18 protein-coding genes are annotated in these 20,796 nt (G+C 46.5%); 13 read left to right on the top strand and 5 right to left on the bottom strand.

The features are described 5' to 3' along the window. Positions 1–2: 2 nt before the first annotated feature. The 3 genes from EA408_01810 to EA408_01800 all read left to right on the top strand — a co-directional run bounded on the left by EA408_01810 (position 3) and on the right by EA408_01800 (position 2,293). The gene (locus EA408_01810; GenBank protein ID TVR74805.1) at positions 3–1,181 is read left to right on the top strand and encodes a hypothetical protein; all 1,179 of its coding nucleotides are present in this window, start codon (positions 3–5) and stop codon (positions 1,179–1,181) included. Positions 1,182–1,364: 183 nt separating this feature from the next. Further along, positions 1,365–1,892: a hypothetical protein gene (locus EA408_01805; GenBank protein TVR74804.1), complete on the top strand. Its 528-nt coding sequence runs from the start codon at positions 1,365–1,367 to the stop codon at positions 1,890–1,892. A gap of 20 nt (positions 1,893–1,912) precedes the next feature. After that, the gene (locus tag EA408_01800; protein TVR74803.1) at positions 1,913–2,293 is read left to right on the top strand and encodes a DUF1987 domain-containing protein; all 381 of its coding nucleotides are present in this window, start codon (positions 1,913–1,915) and stop codon (positions 2,291–2,293) included. Between the two features lie 77 nt (positions 2,294–2,370). Here EA408_01800 and EA408_01795 read toward each other — a convergent pair whose 3' ends face one another. Beyond that, a complete protein-coding gene (locus EA408_01795) occupies positions 2,371–5,463 on the bottom strand; it encodes an ATP-binding cassette domain-containing protein (GenBank protein ID TVR74802.1) in 3,093 nt (1,030 codons plus the stop codon). Between the two features lie 212 nt (positions 5,464–5,675). Between EA408_01795 and EA408_01790 the strand changes: the two genes are divergently transcribed. From EA408_01790 to clpB, 3 genes are all read left to right on the top strand, one after another. Continuing rightward, positions 5,676–6,539 (top strand): creatininase family protein, encoded by an 864-nt coding sequence (locus tag EA408_01790; protein TVR74801.1) that lies wholly within the window; start codon positions 5,676–5,678, stop codon positions 6,537–6,539. 13 nt (positions 6,540–6,552) lie between these two features. Further along, complete coding sequence (locus EA408_01785) at positions 6,553–7,890, top strand: MATE family efflux transporter (GenBank protein ID TVR74800.1); 1,338 nt, start codon at positions 6,553–6,555, stop codon at positions 7,888–7,890. A gap of 268 nt (positions 7,891–8,158) precedes the next feature. Further along, positions 8,159–10,759, top strand: coding sequence for an ATP-dependent chaperone ClpB (gene clpB / locus EA408_01780; GenBank protein TVR74799.1), 2,601 nt, complete (start codon positions 8,159–8,161; stop codon positions 10,757–10,759). 32 nt (positions 10,760–10,791) lie between these two features. On the opposite strand, the gene EA408_01775 is transcribed toward clpB, so the two are convergent. Next, positions 10,792–11,139 (bottom strand): anti-sigma factor antagonist, encoded by a 348-nt coding sequence (locus EA408_01775; protein TVR74798.1) that lies wholly within the window; start codon positions 11,137–11,139, stop codon positions 10,792–10,794. 85 nt (positions 11,140–11,224) lie between these two features. Beyond that, the gene (locus tag EA408_01770) at positions 11,225–11,575 is read right to left on the bottom strand and encodes an Hpt domain-containing protein (protein ID TVR74797.1); all 351 of its coding nucleotides are present in this window, start codon (positions 11,573–11,575) and stop codon (positions 11,225–11,227) included. 129 nt (positions 11,576–11,704) lie between these two features. Here EA408_01770 and gcvT point away from each other — a divergent pair, with 129 nt between their 5' ends. The 7 genes from gcvT (at position 11,705) to EA408_01735 (ending at position 18,668) form a co-directional block, all read left to right on the top strand. Beyond that, complete coding sequence (gene gcvT, locus EA408_01765) at positions 11,705–12,820, top strand: glycine cleavage system aminomethyltransferase GcvT (GenBank protein ID TVR74840.1); 1,116 nt, start codon at positions 11,705–11,707, stop codon at positions 12,818–12,820. A 39-nt stretch (positions 12,821–12,859) separates the two neighbouring features. Next, positions 12,860–13,594 carry a 2-phosphosulfolactate phosphatase gene (locus EA408_01760; GenBank protein ID TVR74796.1) on the top strand — a complete coding sequence of 245 codons (735 nt, stop codon included), beginning with the start codon at positions 12,860–12,862 and terminating at the stop codon, positions 13,592–13,594. A gap of 118 nt (positions 13,595–13,712) precedes the next feature. Further along, the gene (gene serC / locus EA408_01755) at positions 13,713–14,786 is read left to right on the top strand and encodes a 3-phosphoserine/phosphohydroxythreonine transaminase (GenBank protein ID TVR74795.1); all 1,074 of its coding nucleotides are present in this window, start codon (positions 13,713–13,715) and stop codon (positions 14,784–14,786) included. Positions 14,787–14,801: 15 nt separating this feature from the next. Continuing rightward, positions 14,802–15,725, top strand: a complete 924-nt coding sequence (locus tag EA408_01750; protein ID TVR74794.1) for a 3-phosphoglycerate dehydrogenase — start codon at positions 14,802–14,804, stop codon at positions 15,723–15,725. 15 nt (positions 15,726–15,740) lie between these two features. Continuing rightward, positions 15,741–16,988, top strand: a complete 1,248-nt coding sequence (locus EA408_01745) for a DUF1015 domain-containing protein (protein ID TVR74793.1) — start codon at positions 15,741–15,743, stop codon at positions 16,986–16,988. A gap of 5 nt (positions 16,989–16,993) precedes the next feature. Next, on the top strand, positions 16,994–17,659 hold the full coding sequence (locus tag EA408_01740) for a YggS family pyridoxal phosphate-dependent enzyme (GenBank protein TVR74792.1): 666 nt from the start codon (positions 16,994–16,996) through the stop codon (positions 17,657–17,659). A 31-nt stretch (positions 17,660–17,690) separates the two neighbouring features. Continuing rightward, on the top strand, positions 17,691–18,668 hold the full coding sequence (locus tag EA408_01735) for a dihydroorotate dehydrogenase-like protein (GenBank protein ID TVR74791.1): 978 nt from the start codon (positions 17,691–17,693) through the stop codon (positions 18,666–18,668). Between the two features lie 50 nt (positions 18,669–18,718). Here the strand turns inward: EA408_01735 and hflC are convergent, their stop codons facing one another. Together hflC and hflK are read right to left on the bottom strand one after the other, a co-directional pair. Further along, positions 18,719–19,657, bottom strand: coding sequence for a protease modulator HflC (hflC, locus tag EA408_01730; protein TVR74790.1), 939 nt, complete (start codon positions 19,655–19,657; stop codon positions 18,719–18,721). Continuing rightward, on the bottom strand, positions 19,654–20,631 hold the full coding sequence (gene hflK / locus EA408_01725) for an FtsH protease activity modulator HflK (GenBank protein ID TVR74789.1): 978 nt from the start codon (positions 20,629–20,631) through the stop codon (positions 19,654–19,656). The genes hflC and hflK overlap by 4 nt, the downstream gene beginning before the upstream one ends. Between the last annotated feature and the right edge of the window lie 165 nt (positions 20,632–20,796).

The raw sequence follows: 20,796 nt of genomic DNA, 5'->3' as shown, positions 1-20,796 counted from the left end.
ATATGAGTAACAATGAGGGGGTCTTCCCTCCTGCCGGAAATGGCTGTTTTGAAATTATTGCCAAGACTTTCAGGGGCCTCGAAGATGTGCTGGCAGATGAAATAAAGGGTCTTGGCGGCATATCTGTAAGGAAAGGCACCCGCGTGGTCATGTTCCGGGGTAATTTGGAAACCCTTTACCGGGCCAACTTCCTGGCACGAACAGCTCTGAGGGTGCTTAAACCTTTCGCCTCATTCACGGCAAGGAACGAAGATGAGCTTTACCGGGAAGCTGGCAGGACAGACTGGTCTCTCATTATTCCCAGGGGGAGTACCTTTGCAATTGATGGCACTCTTTCTTCCAGGTGGTTCAACCATTCCAAATATATTGCGCTCAGGGTAAAAGACGCCATTGTCGATCAGTTCCGTGACCGGACGGGGGAAAGACCTGATGTTGATACAGATGATCCTGATATAAGAATTAATCTGCATATCTCTGATGACAGGTGCAACCTTTCGCTCGACTCTTCGGGTGAATCCTTGCATAAAAGGGGTTACCGCACCGGTACCGGTCCTGCCCCGATAAATGAGGTCCTGGCGGCCGGACTTGTGCTTCTCTCCGGATGGGACCGTAAATCAAACTTTATTGACCCGATGTGCGGCTCCGGCACCATACCCATAGAGGCGGCAATGATAGCCTGGAATATTCCTCCCGGGGTCTATCGGAAGAAATTTGCATTTGAAAAATGGCCCGGTTTTGAAAGGGAATTGTTTGAAAAAATATACAACGAAGACCGGGCCGAACCTGATGTTCCTCCTGTTATCATAGGCTCAGATTATTCTGCTACATCATTAGCTATAGCCAGGGATAATGCCAAAAATGCGTTTCTGGGAAGAAAGACCATTTTCAGGATCTCGGCATTCGAAGACCTCGAGCCTCCGGCCGGCGGCGGTGTTATCATTACCAATCCCCCTTACGGAGAAAGGATAATGCAGGAAAATGCAAAGGCCTTTCACATGGTTGTCGGAGATACACTGAAGAAGAGGTTTGCAGGTTATGAAGCATGGATATTGAGCAGCAACCTTGAAGCATTGAAGCATGTTGGCCTCAGGCCCGAACGCAGGATAATCCTCTTCAATGGCCCCCTGGAATGCAGGTTCGTTAAATATTCACTTTATGAAGGCAGTAAAAAGCAAAAGTGATTTTTTGCATGCAGGGGAAAAAATAACTTGGTTATTGAGAATAATTATATATTTTTAATGTCTCTATTTTTTGAAATAAAAGCTGTAGTTTTGTTATATTTGTTCGGCCAAAGGATTTTCAGTTATTGACTTTCAAAGCATAAGCCTTTTATGAGTTTCAATTTACAGGAAAGTTATAAAAAAATGAATGAAGGCGATGTGCTTCTCGCATATAAGGGGAGCATTACCACTGAGCTGATTACCAATGTGCTTGAGGTTATAGAGTCAAAGCTGGATGATGTAAACACTGCTTCTGCAGTTAAGAAGAAGATTTACAACGTACTTGTCGAGAGTCTTCAGAACCTTTTTCACCATATTGATGATATACCAGACAAGATCAGGGATGAATTTGATGCCAGGTTTGGTGTTCTGGTTGTTGCTAAGGAAAAGGGAATGTACAGGATTTCAACCGGCAATTTTGTCCGCACCGCTAAGGTCAAGCAACTTAAGGAGAAAATAGATAAGATTAATTCCCTTTCAAAGGAGGAGTTGAAGGATATGTACAAGTTTGTTCTGAACCACCAGAAACTTTCAGCCAAGGGTGGAGGGGGACTCGGACTGATAGATATTGCCAAGAAAACAGGAAATAAACTGGAATATATTTTCCATAATTATAATGATGAGTTTGATTTTTTTAATCTCAACGTCTTTATTTCCGAAAGTAAAAACTAATATTTAAATTAGAATAGAGAATGGAACCCATTATTATTGAAGGTACGCCGAAAACTCCATCGGTAAGATTTGATGCAAAACAGGGACTGGTAGAAATTAAAGGAAGGTCAATACCGGAAAACTCGGTCGAGTTTTACAAGCCTCTTGTGGATTGGCTTGAGCAATATGCTGGAGTCCCGGCTGAAAAGACACAGGTTAATATCCACCTTGAATATTTCAACACCAGTTCATCCAAATGCATACTGGATGTATTCAAGAAGCTTGAGGCAATACACAAGGCCAAAAATGAGGTTTTGGTTAACTGGTATTACGAGGAGGATGATGAAGATATGCTTGAAGCAGGTGAAGATTATGAATCTATAATAAGAATACCTTTCAAGATGATCGAGGTAGAGGACTGATTTCAGCACGAACTATCTTTTACTGCATCGATATTGTTGACCGGTTCCCGGAGGAGCCGGTTTTTTTATACTATAAGTCAGGCTTTTACCCCCTTCAGTTTTTTCATTATCCCGGGTTGATCCTCAAACCATTCCAGCATTTTCTTCAGCAACCTGAAATAGAGTGCCAGGAACAGAATTACAGTCATGATCCATATAACAGCAGTGTTTACCCACAGTGTTCCATATGTGTTGCCGAAAACACGTTTTTCCGGTGAATAGAAGTGTGCCTTTATAAAGCGCCCTTCCGGGTCCCTGTATACGGGATCGATCCGCTGGTGAAGCCTGTAATTGTATTCGATGATACGGGTAACTTCCCGTGAATTTCTTACCAGGTCACTCAGCGTCTCGTTATGATACCTGTTCCTTCTTTCCAGGAACTGTTCCCTGCCTTCATCAGTCTGGTGATACTCTGTGATTATCCTGTCCTTTTCGTTATTGGCACTGTTATAAAGGTGTATATAATATCGGTTGAGAAGTGCAAGGTATTCATCTGCCTTTTCAATAAACTCTTTGTCGGGGATCGTACCGGGATAGTTTCTGAAATCTGCTCCAGCTTCGATCTGCCGGTTTCTTTCCTGTTCCCGGCTCAGTTCGTTTACCAGCAACCTGAAGTTCGCTTCCATCCTTTCGCTTGCTGACGGGTTACCAAGGTTTCTTTTGCAGAAATCGAGCTTGTTCTGCAGGTTCCTCAGCCAGAAATTGTTCATGTATTCGGCCCTGCTCATCGCCTTGTTGTAAGGATAGAACTCATATTCAAATGGGTTGTTCGTGAACTGGTGGACAGCAAGTGCCTCATATGCCCATCTTGCTGTAATTATCTCACCGTAAAGGGGAATTTGGCTGGGTGAAGAAATGGATGGGTTCAGCTCCTCAAATTTCACTATAATACCGCTCAGAATGAGCTGGGGGATTACCAAAAACGGTATAAGTATATAAATGGTCACAACTGTTTTGAAACTGTCTGATATGATCAGTCCCATGACGTTGGAGAAGCACCAGGCACTGAAAAGGACAAGCCAGTATTCAAAATACATGCCCCGTATCTCTATTATCGAGTTGCCGACAAGTACAAACAAAAGGGCCTGAATTGCAGATATGCCAAACAGGACGACTATTTTGGAGGAGAGGTAGCTTGACCAGCTCAGGTTGAGGAAAGCCTCCCTTTTCAAAATCTTCCTGTCTTTGATAATCTCCTCGGCACTTACTGTAAGTCCTATGAAAATGGCAACGATGACCGACATGAAGATGTACACCGGCACATTGAGGTTGCCTGCAAATGTGTAGCCGGATGTTGTTGCCACATTAACATCACGGTACTTAATGATAAAAGAGAGCAGGAAAGCGAGAACCGGTGCTTCCAGAAAATTGATGAACATGTATTGCCGGTTCGCTATCTTGGATAACAGATCCCTTTTTACAAATACAAGAAATTGCCGGAACTTGTCCGGTATCCTGAATGACACCTCCGGCAGCCCAATATGGGACGGCAGTGTTTTTTCATTTTTCAGGCTGTACTGAAGCTGGTAATAGGCCCATTCCCATGGAGAAATCTTCCGTGAATGTGTCTGCTTGCCGAATTCATCCAGCACATTGGTTTCAATGATATTGAAGAGTTGTTCAGGATTTACATTTCCGCAGGCATGGCACTCACTTTCATTCCAGTTTGCATGCTGCACGTGCGATTTGAAATAGATTATTGCATCAACAGGGTCGCCGTTATATATTAGAAATCCGCCGGTATCAAGTATCAGGAGATTATCGAACATCTTGAAAATATCCGAAGAGGGCTGATGAAGCACAACGAATATCAGCTTGCCTTTAAGTGCAAGCTCCTTTAAAAGGTCAAGTATGTTCTCTGAATCCCTTGAGGAGAGGCCTGAGGTCGGTTCGTCAAGGAACAGGATTGCCGGTTCACGGATAAGCTCAAGAGCTATGTTCAGGCGCTTCCTTTGTCCCCCGCTTATTTTCTTGTTAAGCGGACTGCCTACCTGGATGTGTCGTGCCTCGTACAGTCCCAGTTGCTGAAGCAGGCTGTTTACCGCTGTTACAGTTTCTTCTTCGGTATAATGGTCGAAACAAAGCTTTGCATTATAATAAAGATTCTGGTATACGGTAAGTTCTTCGATAAGGAGGTCATCCTGGGACACATGTCCGATAAGCCCCTCTATCTCCCCCTTTTCACGGTGAATATCGATATTGTTGACCAGTACTTCGCCCCTGTATGGCATCAGGCTGCCGTTCAGGACGTTTAACAGCGTCGATTTTCCTGAGCCGCTTGATCCCATTATGCCTATCATTCGTCCCGACTCTTCAGTGAATGAAAGTCTTTGCAGGCCAATATTGCCGCCCCTGAAACGGTACTCGATATTCCGGGCCTCAAAAATTAGTTTGCTTTCGGTGAGATGGGGGCTGAATGTGCTCACCACGTCGCTGAAGTATACCGGTTTTATCCTTGGGTTACGGATAGAAGTGCCGCTGTCAAATACATAGACTTTGTCCTGCTGGATCAGTTGCGAATTGAGGTACATTTCGCTTTCACCGATATACCTTACCAGGTACATGCTGACCTCAGCAACCGAAAGCACCCTTATCTGCCCTTCAATTGCCTCCCGGTATATGTGCCGGGTCTCCCCGCAGGAAAAATCCCTGTTCCCGTCAACTACCAGTATACTGCCGGATCTTGGTATATCCTCGAAAGGCTTGAGTACGAAATTCTTTATGTTTTCGTACTCATCGCCTGAGATATTGAATGAGAGAGCTACCGTATCAAGAAATTCAAACTCCTGGTCACTAATTACTTCGCTGTCGCTTTTGACAAATTCCAGGAGATTTACAAATACGATTATCTTCTGGCGCTGATTAAGCTCTTCGTTGATCTTTGTGCATATGACCAGAACCCTTACCGAGCTTGATGAGGTGCGTTTTTTCTTTTTAATCTCTCCCCCAGCCTTTTCCTGATGGATTTCATAGTAGTTTTCAAACACCGTCAGGTATTCATCAACAAGTTCTTTGCTGAGCTGTCTTTTCAAAAAAGACTCAACCACAGATATCCTTTCCTTCTTGTTGCTTTCAGGACGGGCAATGATAGCGAAAAGCTGCATTAAAGCTCTCAGAATTTGCTGACTCATAATTGAGGATGGAGGTGGATTATTGGTTTATTCAATATTCTGCCATATGGCAATAAAAATAGATAATAAATTCTTTAAATCCAACGTGCCTGTGAATAATGCAGTTATTCTCAGTACAGTTTAATTGTTGTTGCATACCTCTTGGATGATCCCTGTCCAATTATTATATTGCAGGTTCCAGCGAAGTTTAATACTAACCAAATTCTTTTATCATGAGACTATCAGCGTTTTTACTGCTTCTGGCTGTATTTTCAGCAGGAGCCCAGAACCTGCCTGTAAAATGGGAGGAGCTTGTTACCAGTGACTGGGATGAAGCTCTTAAAAAATCAGGGTATACATGTATCCTGCCGATGGGAGTACTCGAGAAGCACGGTCCGCATGCACCTATGGGCTCTGACATAATTCACGCTCGTGAATGGGCCGAACGTGCTGCAAATATCGAATATGCCGTCGTATTCCCCGAGTTCATTTACGGACAGGTCTATGAGGCCATGCATCAGCCCGGAACATTCACCATTCCAAGCGATCTTATGTGGTCGCTTCTCCAGGCAACGGTCGACGAGATAGCCCGGAACGGGTTTAAGAGGATCCTGATACTTAACGGTCACGGAGGCAATAATAATTTTATAAGGTACTTTTTGCAGGCCCAGCTTGAAAAAAGACGCGATTTTGCTGTTTACCTGCACACACCCTCTGCTGATCCTGAAATCAATGAAAAGATAAGGCAGATGCGCAAATCAGACCCCTCATATGACGGACATGCAGGGGAGCGTGAGACTTCAACGCTTCTCTACCTTCGTCCTGATCTTGTGCTGCAGGAACGTGCTGATGATGAATCGGGTAAGAACCAGGCAAGACTGAACCTGCCTGACCTGTATACAGGGATATGGTGGTATGCCAGCTATCCAAATCATTACGCCGGGGAAGGGTCTGCCGGATCCTATGAGCTGGGTAAGCTCATTACAGATCACCAGGTTGAAACCATTGTAAGAAATCTGAGGGTTATAAAAAATGATGAAAAAACCCTTGAGCTTCAGAATGAGTTTTATGACAGGGTTGAAAAGGGATTCAGATAACTCGTGAAAGGCGTTGGCTGAACTGATCTCAAACAGGAAGATCTGGAATATAGCCTATCCGATTATCCTCGGAAGTGTCGCGCAGAATTTCATAAATGTCATTGATACTGCATTCCTTGGACGGCTTGGTGAAGCAGAACTGGGTGCTGCTGCAATAGGTGGCGTATTTTATCTTGTTATCATAATGTTCGGATATGGTCTGGGTCTTGGTACCCAGATCATGATAGCCAGAAGGGCGGGAGAGCACAGGGAAAGCCGCACGGGGATTGTTGTTGAGCACTCCATAGTCACACTTTTTATTCTGTCAGTTCTTGTTTTTGGTCTGATAAAGTCTCTGGCACCCTCCTTTTTTTCGGCTATCATCATTTCGCCCAGGATCCAGGTGTTGACTGAAGATTATGTCCAGATTCGTTCATGGGGGATCTTTTTTGCTTTCATAAACATGGGGCTCAATGCGTTTTTTATTGGTACCGCACGAACCCGTGTGATCACCTGGTCAACTACCTTTATGGCAGTTGTAAACATTATTCTGGACTGGTTGCTGATCTTCGGGAACATGGGCTTCCCGGCAATGGGCATAAAAGGGGCAGCACTGGCATCTGTGCTTTCAGAGGTGTCGGTTTTAGGTTTCATGATCATATATACGGTTGCTTTTTCAGACACCCGAAGGTACGGACTATTTAGCTTCAAGGGGTTTAACAGGCACCTGTGGCTGCGGCTTACCGGAATCTCATTTCCGGTAATGGTCCAGAATGTCATTTCTCTTGCAGTCTGGTTTGCGTTTTTTGTTTTTGTCGAGAAGATGGGGGAAACCGAACTGGCGGTCTCAAACATTATCAGAAGTGTTTATGTCATACTTATGATACCAATATGGGGTTTCTCTGCTGCATCAAATACCATGGTGAGTTTTCTGATCGGCCGGGGGCAGGAGGATGAGGTACTGCGTCTGGTCTTCCGTATATCCGGACTTTGTTTCATGATGGTCTTGCTGTTTGTTGTGGTAATCGTATTGCTGCCTGAAAGTATCCTCAGTATCTATACAGATGATCAGATTCTTATAGCCAACTCCCTCCCTGCTCTTTACGTTGTATGCGGAACAGTGATCTGTTTTGCATTTGCCATGGTATTTGTCAATGCTGTTTCAGGTACGGGCCGGACGAGGGTGGCCCTGGTTATCGAAATGGCTGTTATAGGGGTATACCTGGTTGCAGCTTATGCCTTCTCAAATGTATTCAGGTTCCCTGTTGCAGTGGTCTGGACCGTTGAGTTTATTTATGCCGGGCTGATATTTGTCCTGTCGTGGATCTATCTTCGCTATGGCAGATGGCGTGAAAACCCTCTCCAGCTTTAGGCCTGACCTGACCTGATCCGATCTGACCTGATCTGATCTGGCCAGGGCAGAACGACTGATTGTTTAACAGGAATATACTGTCCGGGCAGGATCACCGGGTTTCACCCCGCTTCAAATACGCACCTAAAGGTGACATATTGACATAGCAGGAGGGGCGCAGGGCGTCATAATGACATGATGTTGATCTGTTTTATAGACCGGCAATGATTTTGATGGACCATAAAGCAGGTTAATAAAGTACAAATATTATCAAATTACCGGAGCAGATATGGACTTGAACAAATTCACGATAAAATCGCAGGAAGCCCTTCAGCAGGCATTCTCTATTGCTGCCGGGTACAGTCATCAGGCGGTTGAGACGGGGCATATAATGAAGGCCCTGTTAAATGCAGATGAGCATGTAACCGGATTCATACTCAAGAAACTAAACGTAAATACGGCAAATTTTGCGAGGGTAGTAGACAGCATCATTGAATCTTATCCTAAAGTTTCAGGCGGTGATCAGTACCTGTCTTCCGGAGCATCTTCTGCTTTGCAGAAAGCAATGGCCGGGTCCCGGGATGCCGGTGATGAATATGTTTCGATTGAGCATTTGCTTATGGGGTTATTTATGACCGGCGACCAGGTTTCTCAGCTGATGAAGGACAGCGGAATAACTGCAGCTGATCTTAAGAAGGCCATCGATGAACTCAGAAAGGGTGCCAAAGCCACCAGCCAGTCCGCCGAAAACAGCTTCAACGCTCTTAACCGTTTTGCTATTAATCTTAATGAGATGGCACGTGCCGGCAGACTCGACCCTGTTATTGGAAGGGATGATGAGATTAGGCGAATATTGCAGATATTGTCCAGGCGGACCAAAAACAATCCAATCCTTATAGGTGAACCAGGTGTAGGTAAAACAGCAATTGCAGAAGGACTTGCCCACAGGATCGTGGATGGTGATGTGCCCGACAACCTGAAAACCAAGCAGGTCTACTCACTTGACATGGGAGCCCTGATAGCTGGAGCAAAATACAAGGGAGAGTTTGAAGAGCGGCTTAAGTCAGTGGTTAAGGAAGTTGTTGCAGCGGCGGGTGAAATTGTCATGTTCATTGATGAGATCCATACCCTTGTAGGTGCCGGGAAGAGCGAGGGTGCAATGGATGCGGCGAATATCCTCAAACCTGCACTCGCGCGAGGTGAACTCCGGGCGATTGGTGCCACCACTTTGAATGAGTACCAGAAGTATTTTGAAAAGGATAAGGCACTTGAAAGAAGGTTTCAGTTAGTTATTGTAGATGAACCGGATGTTATCAGTGCAATTTCTATTTTGAGGGGGCTTAAGGAGAGATATGAGGCGCACCACAAGGTCAGGATCAGGGATGATGCAATTATTTCGGCCGTGGAGCTCTCGCACAGGTATATAACCGAAAGGTTCCTGCCCGATAAGGCAATAGACCTGATTGATGAAGCTGCATCAAAACTGCGGCTTGAGATGAATTCAGTACCTGAAAATATAGATGAGATCGAGAGAAGTATAAAACAGGTTGAGATTGAAAAGGAAGCAATCAAGCGTGAGGGGAACAAGGCCAAAGCATCGGAGCTTTCTGCTACGCTCGCCAATCTGAGTGAAGAGAGAAATCGACTCAGGGCGGCATGGGAGAATGAACGAAAGCTGATAAGCGGGATCCAGAAATACAAGGAAGCCATAGAGAATATGAAACTGGAAGCGGTCCAGGCTGAAAGACAGGGCGATTACGGAAAAGTGGCCGAGCTGAGATATGGCCGGATCAAGGAAGCTGAGGAAAATATTGCTGAGCTGAACAGCGAACTGAGGAAATTGCAGGGGGAGGATGCCCTGATCAGGGAGGAGGTTGATTCGGAGGATATAGCCGAGATAGTGGCAAGATGGACCGGCATACCGGTCAGCCGTATGTTGCAAAGTGAAAGGGAAAAACTGCTCTCACTCGAAACAGAGCTTCACAAGCGTGTTGTGGGTCAGGATGAGGCTATTCAGGCAGTTTCCGATGCTGTCAGGAGAAGCAGGGCAGGGTTACAGGATTCAAAAAGACCAGTAGGTTCGTTTATATTCCTTGGGTCTACGGGCGTGGGTAAAACGGAGCTGGCAAGAGCGTTGGCCGAATTTCTTTTTGATGATGAGAACCTGATGACCCGGATAGATATGTCTGAATACCAGGAGAGACATTCCGTATCAAGGCTCATCGGCGCACCACCAGGATATGTAGGTTATGATGAGGGGGGACAGCTGACGGAAGCAGTCAGGAGAAAGCCTTATTCGGTAGTGCTGCTCGATGAGATCGAAAAGGCGCACCCTGATGTGTTCAATATTCTTCTCCAGGTGCTTGATGATGGAAGGCTGACAGATAATAAGGGCAGAGTGGTTAATTTCAGGAACACCATAATAATAATGACCTCAAATGCCGGATCGGAGATCATTCAGGCCAATTACGACAAACTGAATGGCATGGACAGGGAGGAGATGTTCGAGAAAACAAGGAAAGAGGTGTTTGCGCTGTTGCGGCGGACTATAAGGCCCGAGTTCCTGAACCGCGTTGACGATATAATCATGTTTAAGCAACTTTCGCAGGATGAGGTCCGACAGATAGTGCAGCTTCAGTTCGAAAACGTAAAAAATATGCTGCGGACAAACAATGTGGAAGCTGAAATTACAGAAAGGGCTGTTGATCTTCTTACCCGGCTCGGTTATGATCCCCAGTATGGGGCAAGGCCTGTCAGAAGGGTGATGCAGAAACAGATACTCAATGAATTGTCACGGCAGATAGTTGCAGGGAAAATTGACAGGGACCAGAAGCTTATAATCGATGCTGAGGAGGATAAACTGCTTTTCATGAACAGCGGCGACAGGTAACCCTGTTGCCGACATGCAAAATAAATAAGGGGTTATTGTGACTGTTCAAAGCTTTTCAGGCATTCATCACGGGTGTCGCAGATATAAAAAACATTCTGAAGCCGGAGCAACCTGAATATTCTCATGACATCGGGTTTGATGTTACAGAGCCTGAATACACCCGAACTGCTGCGCGCCTTTCTCATAACTGAGAGAAGGGAACTGAAGCCCAGGCTGTCAACATATGATATGTTGCCAAGGTCAAGTATCATCAATGTTCCCGGTTCATCAAAACGGGCGCTAAGTTCGGTCCTGACATTTTCTGCGATTTCGGCATTGAGCTTTCCTTCCGGCTCAAAGGAGTAAACAATTACCCCGCCTGTTAACTCAGGTTTAAGCATAATGTCTGATTAAAAAGTGTTTTAACGGCCATTTATCCTGAGCACCCTGCTGAATTATATCCTGAGAAATATAGTATATAGGGGTTTATAACGTTTCGGCGACTTTCTTTAGTTCATCTATGGAAAGTGTGAACTGCCTGGTGATGCTTTCAACAATACCGGCGTAAAGATCCTTGTTTCGTCCCTCACTGGCAATATTTTCCAGCTCCCTGAGGTCTTCTGCAATCTTTTTTGCACCCATTATCTGGGCCGAAGCTTTTGCTTTATGGGCAAGTCTTCCAAGTGCTTCCGCATCGCCTGTCTCAAGATATCGGTTCATCCTTTCCAGATAGCCAGGAATCTCACTTGCGTAGATATCAATCATCTCCTTTATCATATTCCTGTCACCACCTGACATTTCCTTCAGGTAATCAAGGTTTATATGCTTAAATTCCATAAAACACAAGGGTTTTAAAACAATTTTACTGTTTATAAAAGTAATGGATTTTTGTGAATTTCATGTACCTTATTCACAGCTATCTTATTTATATTTGCCTTTTTTACCTTTGAAAAGAATTTAATGGATATGAAGAAGACTGTTTTCACCGATATGCACGTAAAGCTTGGTGCGAAAATGCAACCCTTTGCCGGGTACTTCATGCCGGTTGAATACAGTGGTATAAATGATGAGCACCGGGCAGTCCGGGAAAAGGCCGGAATATTTGATGTGTCACATATGGGTGAATTCTGGGTTAAAGGCCCGGGTGCGTCAGCATTTCTCCAGTATGTAACCAGTAATGACATCAACAGGCTTGACATCGGTATGGTTCAGTATACCTGCCTGCCCAATGGCAATGGTGGCATAATCGACGACCTCCTTGTATACAGGATCGATCCTGAAACATATATGCTCGTTGTAAATGCATCCAACATCCGGAAGGACTGGGACTGGCTCTCATTGCATGCCAGGGAACACGGACTTGAGATTGGAAAGGACCTTTACGATGCCTCTGATGAAATAGCGCTTATTGCAGTCCAGGGGCCATTGGCCATGAGAATAATGGAAGAGCTAACGGGAGAACCAGTTGGAGGAATGAAATTCTATTCTTTCAGAAAACTCGATATAGCGGGGATTAGTAATGCAATATTTTCAGTGACAGGGTATACAGGTGCAGGTGGATGTGAAATATATGTCGCAAATGAAGATGGCCCGGCCCTGTGGAATGCCATTTATGGTGCTGGCCGGAATTTTGGTATCAAGCCTGCGGGACTTGGTGCTAGAGATACCCTGCGCCTGGAAATGGGCTATTGCCTTTACGGGAATGATATTGATGAGACTACCTCTCCGATTGAAGCAGGCCTTGGCTGGATAACAAGATTTGTTGAGGGAAACGAATTTATTGACCGGGAGAGGCTGTATCGTCAGAAGACAGAGGGCGTGACCCGTAAGCTCGTTGCTTTCATAATGAAGGAGAGAGGCATTCCCAGGAAGGGTTATGAGATTGCCGGTGAAGACGGAACTATTATCGGAAATGTGACATCCGGGACCATGTCGCCCATGATGCAAACCGGGGTGGGAATGGGTTATGTCACGCCCGATCATGCAGCAGAGGGTGCGACAATAGATATAATCATACGTAATAAACCAATACGCGCTGAGATAGTAAAACCTCCCATATACAAAGGAGCCTCCGGCAAGTGATCTATATAAATGGCCGGCCATAAACCGGTACTGTAAAGAATGCAGAAACAGGCAAAAAAATACATTGAGGTGTGCTATTCTCCGGCGCTCTACGATTACTATCGTAATGACGATGCCATAGTTGTGGTATCTGATATTCTCAGGGCAACCACAGCCATCTGTGCGGCGTTTGATAATGGGGTCAAAAACCTCATACCTGTTGGCGGAATTGATGAGGCCCGCGAATGGAAAGCAAAGGGCTATCTTGTTGCTGCCGAGAGGGACGGCATTGTTCTGGATTTTGCCGATTTCGGCAATTCGCCTTTTAATTTCAAGCCGGACAGGGTCAGGGGGAGGACCATAGTATACAGTACTACCAATGGTACACAGGCCATCATGATGGCTTCAGGTGCGAAGCAAGTGGCTGTAGGGGCATTTGTAAATCTCTCCGCACTTGCCGGCTGGCTCCTGGAAGCAGGACGTGATGTAGTTATCCTCTGTGCCGGGTGGAAGAACCGGTTTAACCTGGAGGACACTGTATTCGCAGGTGCCCTGGCAGATAAGCTGACCGGGTCGGGCAACTTTGCCACAAAATGCGATGCAGCAGTTGCTGCACGTGATTTATGGCTGACGGCACAGGCAGACCTGGTTGGATATATGGAGAAGGCAGCGCACCGTCACAGGTTAAAAAAACTGGGACTTGATGATGTGCTGGAGTACTGTTTTACTCCCGACAGCACAGATGTCATCCCCGTTCTCAAAGGCGACATGCTCGTCAGCCATACCGATTACTGAATCCGGTTGCCGGATGTTGATAATAACTAATAAAAACTTGCATTTGTCTTACCTATTCTGATAAATAATTTGCAATTTGCGTATCCGTAAAAGAATAACCATTTAAAACACTCTGCCGATGAAGAAGCATAATTTTAGCGCCGGGCCATCAATCCTGGCCCGCGAAGTAATTGAAAGCACAGCGGAAGCGGTGCTCGATCTGAATGGAATTGGTCTGTCAGTCATGGAAATATCTCACAGGGGCAAAGATTTCCAGGCTGTTATGGATGAGGCTGTTGCACTGTTTAAAGAAGTCCTTGGAGTTCCCGACGGCTATGAAGTCCTGTTTCTCGGGGGAGGGGCAAGCATGCAGTTCTGTATGGTTCCCTACAATATCTTAAATAAAAAAGCAGCTTACCTGGAGACCGGATCATGGGCGAAAAAGGCAATAAAGGAGGCCCGCTATATCGGTCCGGTTGAGGTGGTAGCAAGTTCGGCGGACAAAAACTTCAGCTATATTCCCGAATCATATGAAATACCCGGAGATGCCGACTATTTCCATATAACCACCAACAACACCATTTTCGGCACCGGGATACATGAAGATATTGACAGTCCGGTCCCGCTTGTGGCCGATATGTCCTCTGACATATTCAGCCGGCCGGTTGATGTATCCAGGTACGGCATCATTTATGGCGGGGCACAAAAGAACCTCGGTCCGGCCGGAGTATCGTTCGTTGTTATCAGGAAGGATATCCTCGGCAAGGTTGAACGCAACATCCCCTCCATGCTGGATTACAGGATACATATTGAGAACGGATCAATGTTCAATACCCCTCCCTGTCTTCCGATATTCACCGTGAGGGAAACACTCAAGTGGCTAAAGAAGTTGGGCGGAGTTTCCAGGATGCAGGAAATCAATACCGGTAAGGCCGGATTGCTTTACGATGCCATTGATAACAGCAGGATATTCATGGGAACTGCAGAGAAGAGTTCACGGTCGATCATGAATGTCTGTTTTGTGATGAAGGAAGAATACAAGGATCTTGAGGCTGATTTTCTTGCCTTCGCACAGGAAAAAGGCATGGTAGGCGTCAAGGGACACAGGTCGGTCGGGGGATTCAGGGCCTCGATCTACAATGCGCTGCCGGTCGAAAGCGTACAGGCGCTTATCGATGTGATGAGGGAGTTTGAGGAAATAAAAGTTAAATAAAAAAACAGAATTGTAATGAGAAAAGTACTGGTAGCAACGGAAAAACCATTTGCAAAAAAGGCTGTTGAAGGCATATCCGGAGTTCTCAGGGAAGCAGGATATGAGATGGTACTGCTTGAAAATTACAGTGACAAGTCTGATCTTATCGGGGCTGTAGAAGATGTTGATGGACTTATAGTAAGGAGTGACCTTGTCACTGCCGAAGTCCTTGACGCTGCCCGAAAACTTGCTGTTGTGGTCAGGGCGGGAGCCGGATATGACAATATTGATCTTGAAGCATCTACAGGTAAGAGTGTAGTCGTTATGAACACACCCGGCCAGAATTCAAATGCCGTTGCCGAACTCGCAATCGGCATGATGATATATATGGCCCGCAACCAGTTTAACGGCACTTCAGGGACAGAGCTCAGGGGCAAGAAGATTGGCATACACGGATGCGGTAATGTCGGGATGAACGTTGCCAGGATCGGCCGGGGCCTCCAGATGAAGGTGATTGGTTTTTGCAGTTGGGTTGGCATGGACCGGATCAGCTTTGCCGGCGTTAAATTTGTAGATTCAGTAGAGGATCTTTACAGCAATTGCCAGTACATATCATTGAGCATACCCGCCAACAAAGAAACTTTGCGCCTTGTCAACTACGATCTGCTATCAAGGATGCCTGCGCCGGCGGTACTCGTTAATGCAGCCAGGAAAGAGGTGGTGGACGAGGCCTCGCTGCTCAGAATGTTTGCCGAAAGGCCCGATTTTCAGTATTTAACTGATGTGGCGCCTGATTGTGCAGGTGAAATTGCCGAAAAGTATCCGGGCAGGTACTTTTTTACACCCAAAAAGATGGGAGCCCAGACGGCTGAGGCCAACATCAACGCGGGCATTGCTGCAGCCAGGCAGATAGTTGATTTTTTTGAAAGCGGCGAAACAAAATACCAGGTTAATAAGTAAAAACTCTTTTTAAAGATGGCCATACTGAAACCTTTCAGGGGGTTGCGGCCTCCTTCCGGCATTGCCAGGCAGGTAGCCTCAAGGCCCTATGATGTCCTCAATTCTGAAGAAGCCCGTGAAGAAGCCAGGGATAACCCGTATTCTTTGCTTCATATAATCAAACCCGAAATTGACTGTCCCCGGGGAACCGGCGAATATGACCAGCTGGTATACGATACTGCACGGAGCAATCTCGAAAAATTCCGTGAAAAAGGATGGCTGTTGCAGGACAAATCGGAGTGTCTGTACATATATGCCCAGACTATGGATGGAAAGAGGCAGTACGGACTAGTAGGGTGTGCCGGAGTTGAAGATTATATGAACGACAGGATCAAGAAGCATGAGCTTACCAGGCCGGATAAGGAGGCCGATCGTATGAGGCACGTGAGGGTAACTAATGCCAATATGGAACCGGTGTTTTTTACCTACAGGTCCGAGCCGGAGATAGATGAGATAGTGAAAAACTATACCAGGAATAATGTGCCGGTATATGATTTTACCGCCGATGATGGCGTGGGTCACCATTTCTGGGTGATAGATGAGAGGCAACTGGTTACCCGGCTGGTTGAGCTGTTCGGCAGGGTTCCGTGCACTTATGTGGCTGATGGCCATCACAGAACCGCTGCAGCTGCACTGGTGGGTAACGAGAGAAAATCGGCCAATCCAAATCATACCGGTGGAGAGGAGTATAATTTTTTCCTGGCAGTTCACTTTCCTGACAACCATCTGAACATCATAGATTACAACAGGGTCGTGAAGGATCTTAACGGACTGGAAAGGGAGAGCTTTCTCAGGGAGCTTGAAAAAGTGTTTGTTGTGACCGATAAAGGGGAGGAGATATACAAACCCGGCAGGTTACATGAATTCTCAATGTATCTTGAGGGCAGCTGGTATGCTCTGAGTGCACGGGAAGGGACATACAATGATGCCGACCCGATAGGCTGCCTTGATGTTACAGTGCTATCAAAACTGGTACTGGATAATATACTGGGCATTAAAGATCTGCGAACAGACAAGAGGATTGATTTTGTGGGAGGAATCAGGGGGCTTGGCGAGCTGAAGAGGCGCGTCGACAGCGGCGAGATGAAAGTGGCTTTTGCCCTTTACCCGGTCACTATGAAGCAGCTTATGGATATTGCCGATACCGGCAATATTATGCCGCCCAAGACAACCTGGTTCGAGCCTAAACTCAGAAGCGGGCTGGTTGTGCATTTGCTCGACTGAATTATATGGAAATTGCTGCCAACATACAGAGGTTACATACTGAGCTTCCTGATGGCGTGCGGATAGTTGCAGTAACTAAGACCCGTACCACCGGAGAAGTCATGGAACTTTACAAATCAGGACACCGTTTAATGGGAGAGAACAGGGTGCAGGAACTGCTGGCCAAAAGGGAAGAGCTTCCGGGTGATATCGAATGGCACATGGTCGGGCACCTTCAGACCAACAAAGTGAAGTACATCGCACCATTTGTGTCACTTATACATTCGGTCGACTCGCAAAAGCTTCTGAGGACAGTGAGCAAGGAAGCACTTAAGAATAAACGGGTGATTGACGTGCTTCTCCAGGTGCACATAGCAGATGAGGAGACAAAGTTCGGCTTTTCGGAGGAGGAGGTTACCGGTCTGGCAGAAGGTTTCTCCGCAGCCGATTATCCCGGTGCACGGTTGCGGGGATTGATGGGAATGGCTACATTTACTGAAGATGTTGTTAAGGTAAGGTCTGAGTTCAGAAGGCTGGCATCAATATTCAGAAACTTGCAGGATATACTTGGCAGTGGGGCAGAGGATTTTGATGAACTCTCAATGGGGATGTCAGGCGATTACCAGGTTGCCGTCGGGGAGGGGAGTACCCTGGTGCGGATAGGAAGTCTCATTTTCGGCGAAAGGGAATAATAGATTATAATAACTAATAATAATTACAATTATGCCAAATCTGGAAGTTAACTATATGGGTATCAAATTAAAGAACCCTGTTATTGCCGGCAGCTCGGGCCTTACTGCCAGCATCGAAAAGATAAGGACACTTGAGGAGGCAGGCGCAGGAGCTGTTGTTCTGAAATCGCTTTTTGAGGAACAGATCAATTACGAAGCGGGAAGCCTGATCATGAACCATGATTATCCCGAGGCGGAGGATTATATCAGGAACTATACCAAAAGTAATTCGGTTGAAAATTACCTGAGCCTTATCGAGGAGGCTAAAAAGGTCGTTTCCATTCCTGTGATTGCAAGTATTAACTGCATTACAGCAAGCGACTGGGTGAGTTTTTCCAGGCGTATCGAAGAGGCCGGGGCCGATGCCCTTGAGCTGAATGTATATTATTTGCCGACCGACAAGTTCATGCCGCCGGCCGATTTTGAAAATATATATTACGACCTGGTATCAAAAGTGACCGGTATACTTAAAATACCCGTTGCTATCAAGCTGGGAAACCATTTTACCAATCTGCTGGGCCTGGTCGACCGGCTTTATGCCCTCGGTGCCCGCGGTGTGGTTCTCTTTAACCGTTTTTATGAACCTGACATCGATATTGACAGGATGAAGCTTACCTCTGCCGATGTCTTCAGCAATCCTTCAGATCTGCGACATGTGCTGCGGTGGACCGCCCTGGTGTCTGACAAGGTGAGCCTGGTTGATATCTCTGCCTCAACGGGTGTCCATTCCTGGGAGGCGGTAGTCAAGCAGCTGCTGGCAGGGGCAAAAACGGTACAGGTATGCTCGCTTTTGTACAAGAGCGGCCTCAAGGAGGCAGGGACCCTGGTACAGGGACTGTCGGAATGGATGGAAAAAAAGGGGTTTGACTCAGTAGATGCCTTCAGGGGCAAGATGAGCTACAGGAATATACCCGATCCGTCCGTCTATGAGCGGTCGCAATTCATGAAATATTTTTCAGGCATTCACTGACAGCCGGCCTATTCCCCTTTCGGGGAACAGTAATTTGCCTGCTGAAGCTGTTATTCGCTGGATTTCAGGAACCTGAGCAGTTCGCTGTCGGTCGACAAAATGATGCTGGTCTTGTCATCGAATGACTTTTCCAGGGTTTCCATGGATCTCACGAATGAGTACAAGTCCCTGCTGGCCCTGTTGCGGTTGTAAGCCCTGGCATATACTCTGGTAGCCTCAGCATCGGCCCTTCCCCTTATGCCTTCTGCTTCCCTGAAGGCCTCGGACTGTATCTGGGCAAGGTCACGCTCCTTGCTCCCCTCGATTCTCCTGGCTTCTCCTTCACCCTCTGACCTGAACTGTTCGGCTATCCTCTGCCGTTCACTTATCATCCTGTCAAACACGGTTCTGCGAACCTCTTCAACATAGTTCATCCTCTTAAACCTGAAATCGAGCACCCTTATGCCCAGGTCGGCGGTCCGTGCGTTGGCCCTCTCAAGTATGAGTGCTTCTATCTTCTCTCTTCCCACACTTATATCTTCCAGCGTCTCCAGCTCTTCAAGATAATCTTCGTACACTTCAGGCTCCCTGTTGGAGGAACGGACCAGATCGAGCAATTCGTGGCTCGCCACTGCATTCCTGGTCTCGCCGTCCAGTATATCATCGAGACGCGACTGGCCGGACCTCTCATCCCTGAGCCTTATGAAAAACTGAAGCGGATCTGTAATCTGCCACCTTGCATATGTGTCGACATATATGAATTTCTTGTCCAGTGTCGGCACCTGGTTAGGATCACCATCCCACTTGAGGTACCTTTTGTCAAAATACTGGACCTTGTGGATGAAGGGTGTTTTAAAATTGATGCCGGGCTGGGTGCGGGGCCCGCCTACCGGTTTCCCGAACTGTGTTACAATGGCCTGTTGAGTTTCGTCAAGTATGAAAATGCTCTGGTATCCCAGTATCAGGATCACTGCAGCCAGTATTGTCAGTATTATATGTTTATTCTTCATGGTAACTGTTCTTTTTGTTGTTGAAGGTTAAGAAGGGGCAGCACGCTTGCTCCGGTCTCATCCATTATTATCTTGGTGCCGGTCGCTGCCATTATCTTCTCCAGGGTTTCCAGGTATATACGCTTTCTTGTGACTTCCGGTGCAAGGATATACTCTTCGTACAGTTCATTGAAACGGTCTGCTTCACCGATACTCCTGTTGACCCTGTTCAGGGCATAAGCTTCAGCACGCTGGATGGTCTCCTCGGCTTCACCCCTTGCCCTGGGTATTACCCTGTTGTATTCCGACTCTGCGCGGTTGATCATTGTTTCCCTTTCCTGCTGCGCCTCATTCACCTCATTGAATGATGGTTTAACGGGTTCGGGTGGATTTACATCCTGGAGTACAACCTGGTCAATCCGTATCCCGTTCTCATACTCGTCGCACATTCTTTGCAGCAGCACCTCAACAGTAGTTGCCACCTCCTGGCGCCCAATGGTAAGCACCTCGTTCACCGTGCGGTCGCCGACTATCTTCCGCATTGCAGCCTCTGACATGTCATGCAGGGCATCTTCTGCATCCCTCACCCGGAAAAGGTAGTTGAAGGAATTTACTATCCGGTACTGGACCACCCACTCAACATCGGCCAGGTTCAGATCGCCGGTAAGCATCATTGATTCGTCTTCATACCCGCTTTTGATGTACTGGCTTCGGGTACCGGCAGCGGTTGTGCGGAAACCAAACTCCTGCTTCAACTGCCTCTGCACAGGTATCTTGTACATTTTCTCAAGGCCCAGGGGCAGAATGAAGTTTAGTCCGGGATCTACAGTCCGGTTGTACTTTCCAAACATCAGTACCACGCCCTCCTCCTCAGGTCCCACGGTCCTGACAGAGGTGAAGGCCACGATCAGGAGTATGACCAGGATCAGGATCTTCCTGATATTTTTCCTGGCCCTGCTGATCATGTATTGCATTTGCTGTTCGCTGTTTCTCATAGTCTCTTTTTATATGATTCTGTTATTTCTATCCCTTCGGCCTGTAAAATAAACACTTATTTATCGTTTTGCCTAATAGAGTTTCTCATATTTGCGCAAAAGCAGAATTTTCAATTGTCCCGCCCCACGGAAAAGGCACTTCCGGCTGCCGTAAATACCTGTATA

The sequence above is a fragment of the Marinilabiliales bacterium genome (genome assembly GCA_007695015.1).
Classification (GTDB): domain Bacteria; phylum Bacteroidota; class Bacteroidia; order Bacteroidales; family PUMT01; genus PXAP01.
This window is presented reverse-complemented; position numbering and strand designations above follow the sequence as displayed.

Bases quoted from the DNA above. Each gene is read 5' to 3' on its own strand.
- EA408_01810 (TVR74805.1), top strand. From the start codon at position 3: ATGAGTAACAATGAGGGGGTCTTCCCTCCTGCCGGAAATGGCTGTTTT.
- EA408_01805 (TVR74804.1), top strand. From the start codon at position 1,365: ATGAATGAAGGCGATGTGCTTCTCGCATATAAGGGGAGCATTACCACT.
- EA408_01800 (TVR74803.1), top strand. From the start codon at position 1,913: ATGGAACCCATTATTATTGAAGGTACGCCGAAAACTCCATCGGTAAGA.
- EA408_01795 (TVR74802.1), bottom strand. From the start codon at position 5,463: ATGAGTCAGCAAATTCTGAGAGCTTTAATGCAGCTTTTCGCTATCATT.
- EA408_01790 (TVR74801.1), top strand. From the start codon at position 5,676: ATGAGACTATCAGCGTTTTTACTGCTTCTGGCTGTATTTTCAGCAGGA.
- clpB (TVR74799.1), top strand. From the start codon at position 8,159: ATGGACTTGAACAAATTCACGATAAAATCGCAGGAAGCCCTTCAGCAG.
- EA408_01775 (TVR74798.1), bottom strand. From the start codon at position 11,139: ATGCTTAAACCTGAGTTAACAGGCGGGGTAATTGTTTACTCCTTTGAG.
- EA408_01770 (TVR74797.1), bottom strand. From the start codon at position 11,575: ATGGAATTTAAGCATATAAACCTTGATTACCTGAAGGAAATGTCAGGT.
- gcvT (TVR74840.1), top strand. From the start codon at position 11,705: ATGAAGAAGACTGTTTTCACCGATATGCACGTAAAGCTTGGTGCGAAA.
- EA408_01760 (TVR74796.1), top strand. From the start codon at position 12,860: ATGCAGAAACAGGCAAAAAAATACATTGAGGTGTGCTATTCTCCGGCG.
- serC (TVR74795.1), top strand. From the start codon at position 13,713: ATGAAGAAGCATAATTTTAGCGCCGGGCCATCAATCCTGGCCCGCGAA.
- EA408_01750 (TVR74794.1), top strand. From the start codon at position 14,802: ATGAGAAAAGTACTGGTAGCAACGGAAAAACCATTTGCAAAAAAGGCT.
- EA408_01745 (TVR74793.1), top strand. From the start codon at position 15,741: ATGGCCATACTGAAACCTTTCAGGGGGTTGCGGCCTCCTTCCGGCATT.
- EA408_01740 (TVR74792.1), top strand. From the start codon at position 16,994: ATGGAAATTGCTGCCAACATACAGAGGTTACATACTGAGCTTCCTGAT.
- EA408_01735 (TVR74791.1), top strand. From the start codon at position 17,691: ATGCCAAATCTGGAAGTTAACTATATGGGTATCAAATTAAAGAACCCT.
- hflC (TVR74790.1), bottom strand. From the start codon at position 19,657: ATGAAGAATAAACATATAATACTGACAATACTGGCTGCAGTGATCCTG.
- hflK (TVR74789.1), bottom strand. From the start codon at position 20,631: ATGAGAAACAGCGAACAGCAAATGCAATACATGATCAGCAGGGCCAGG.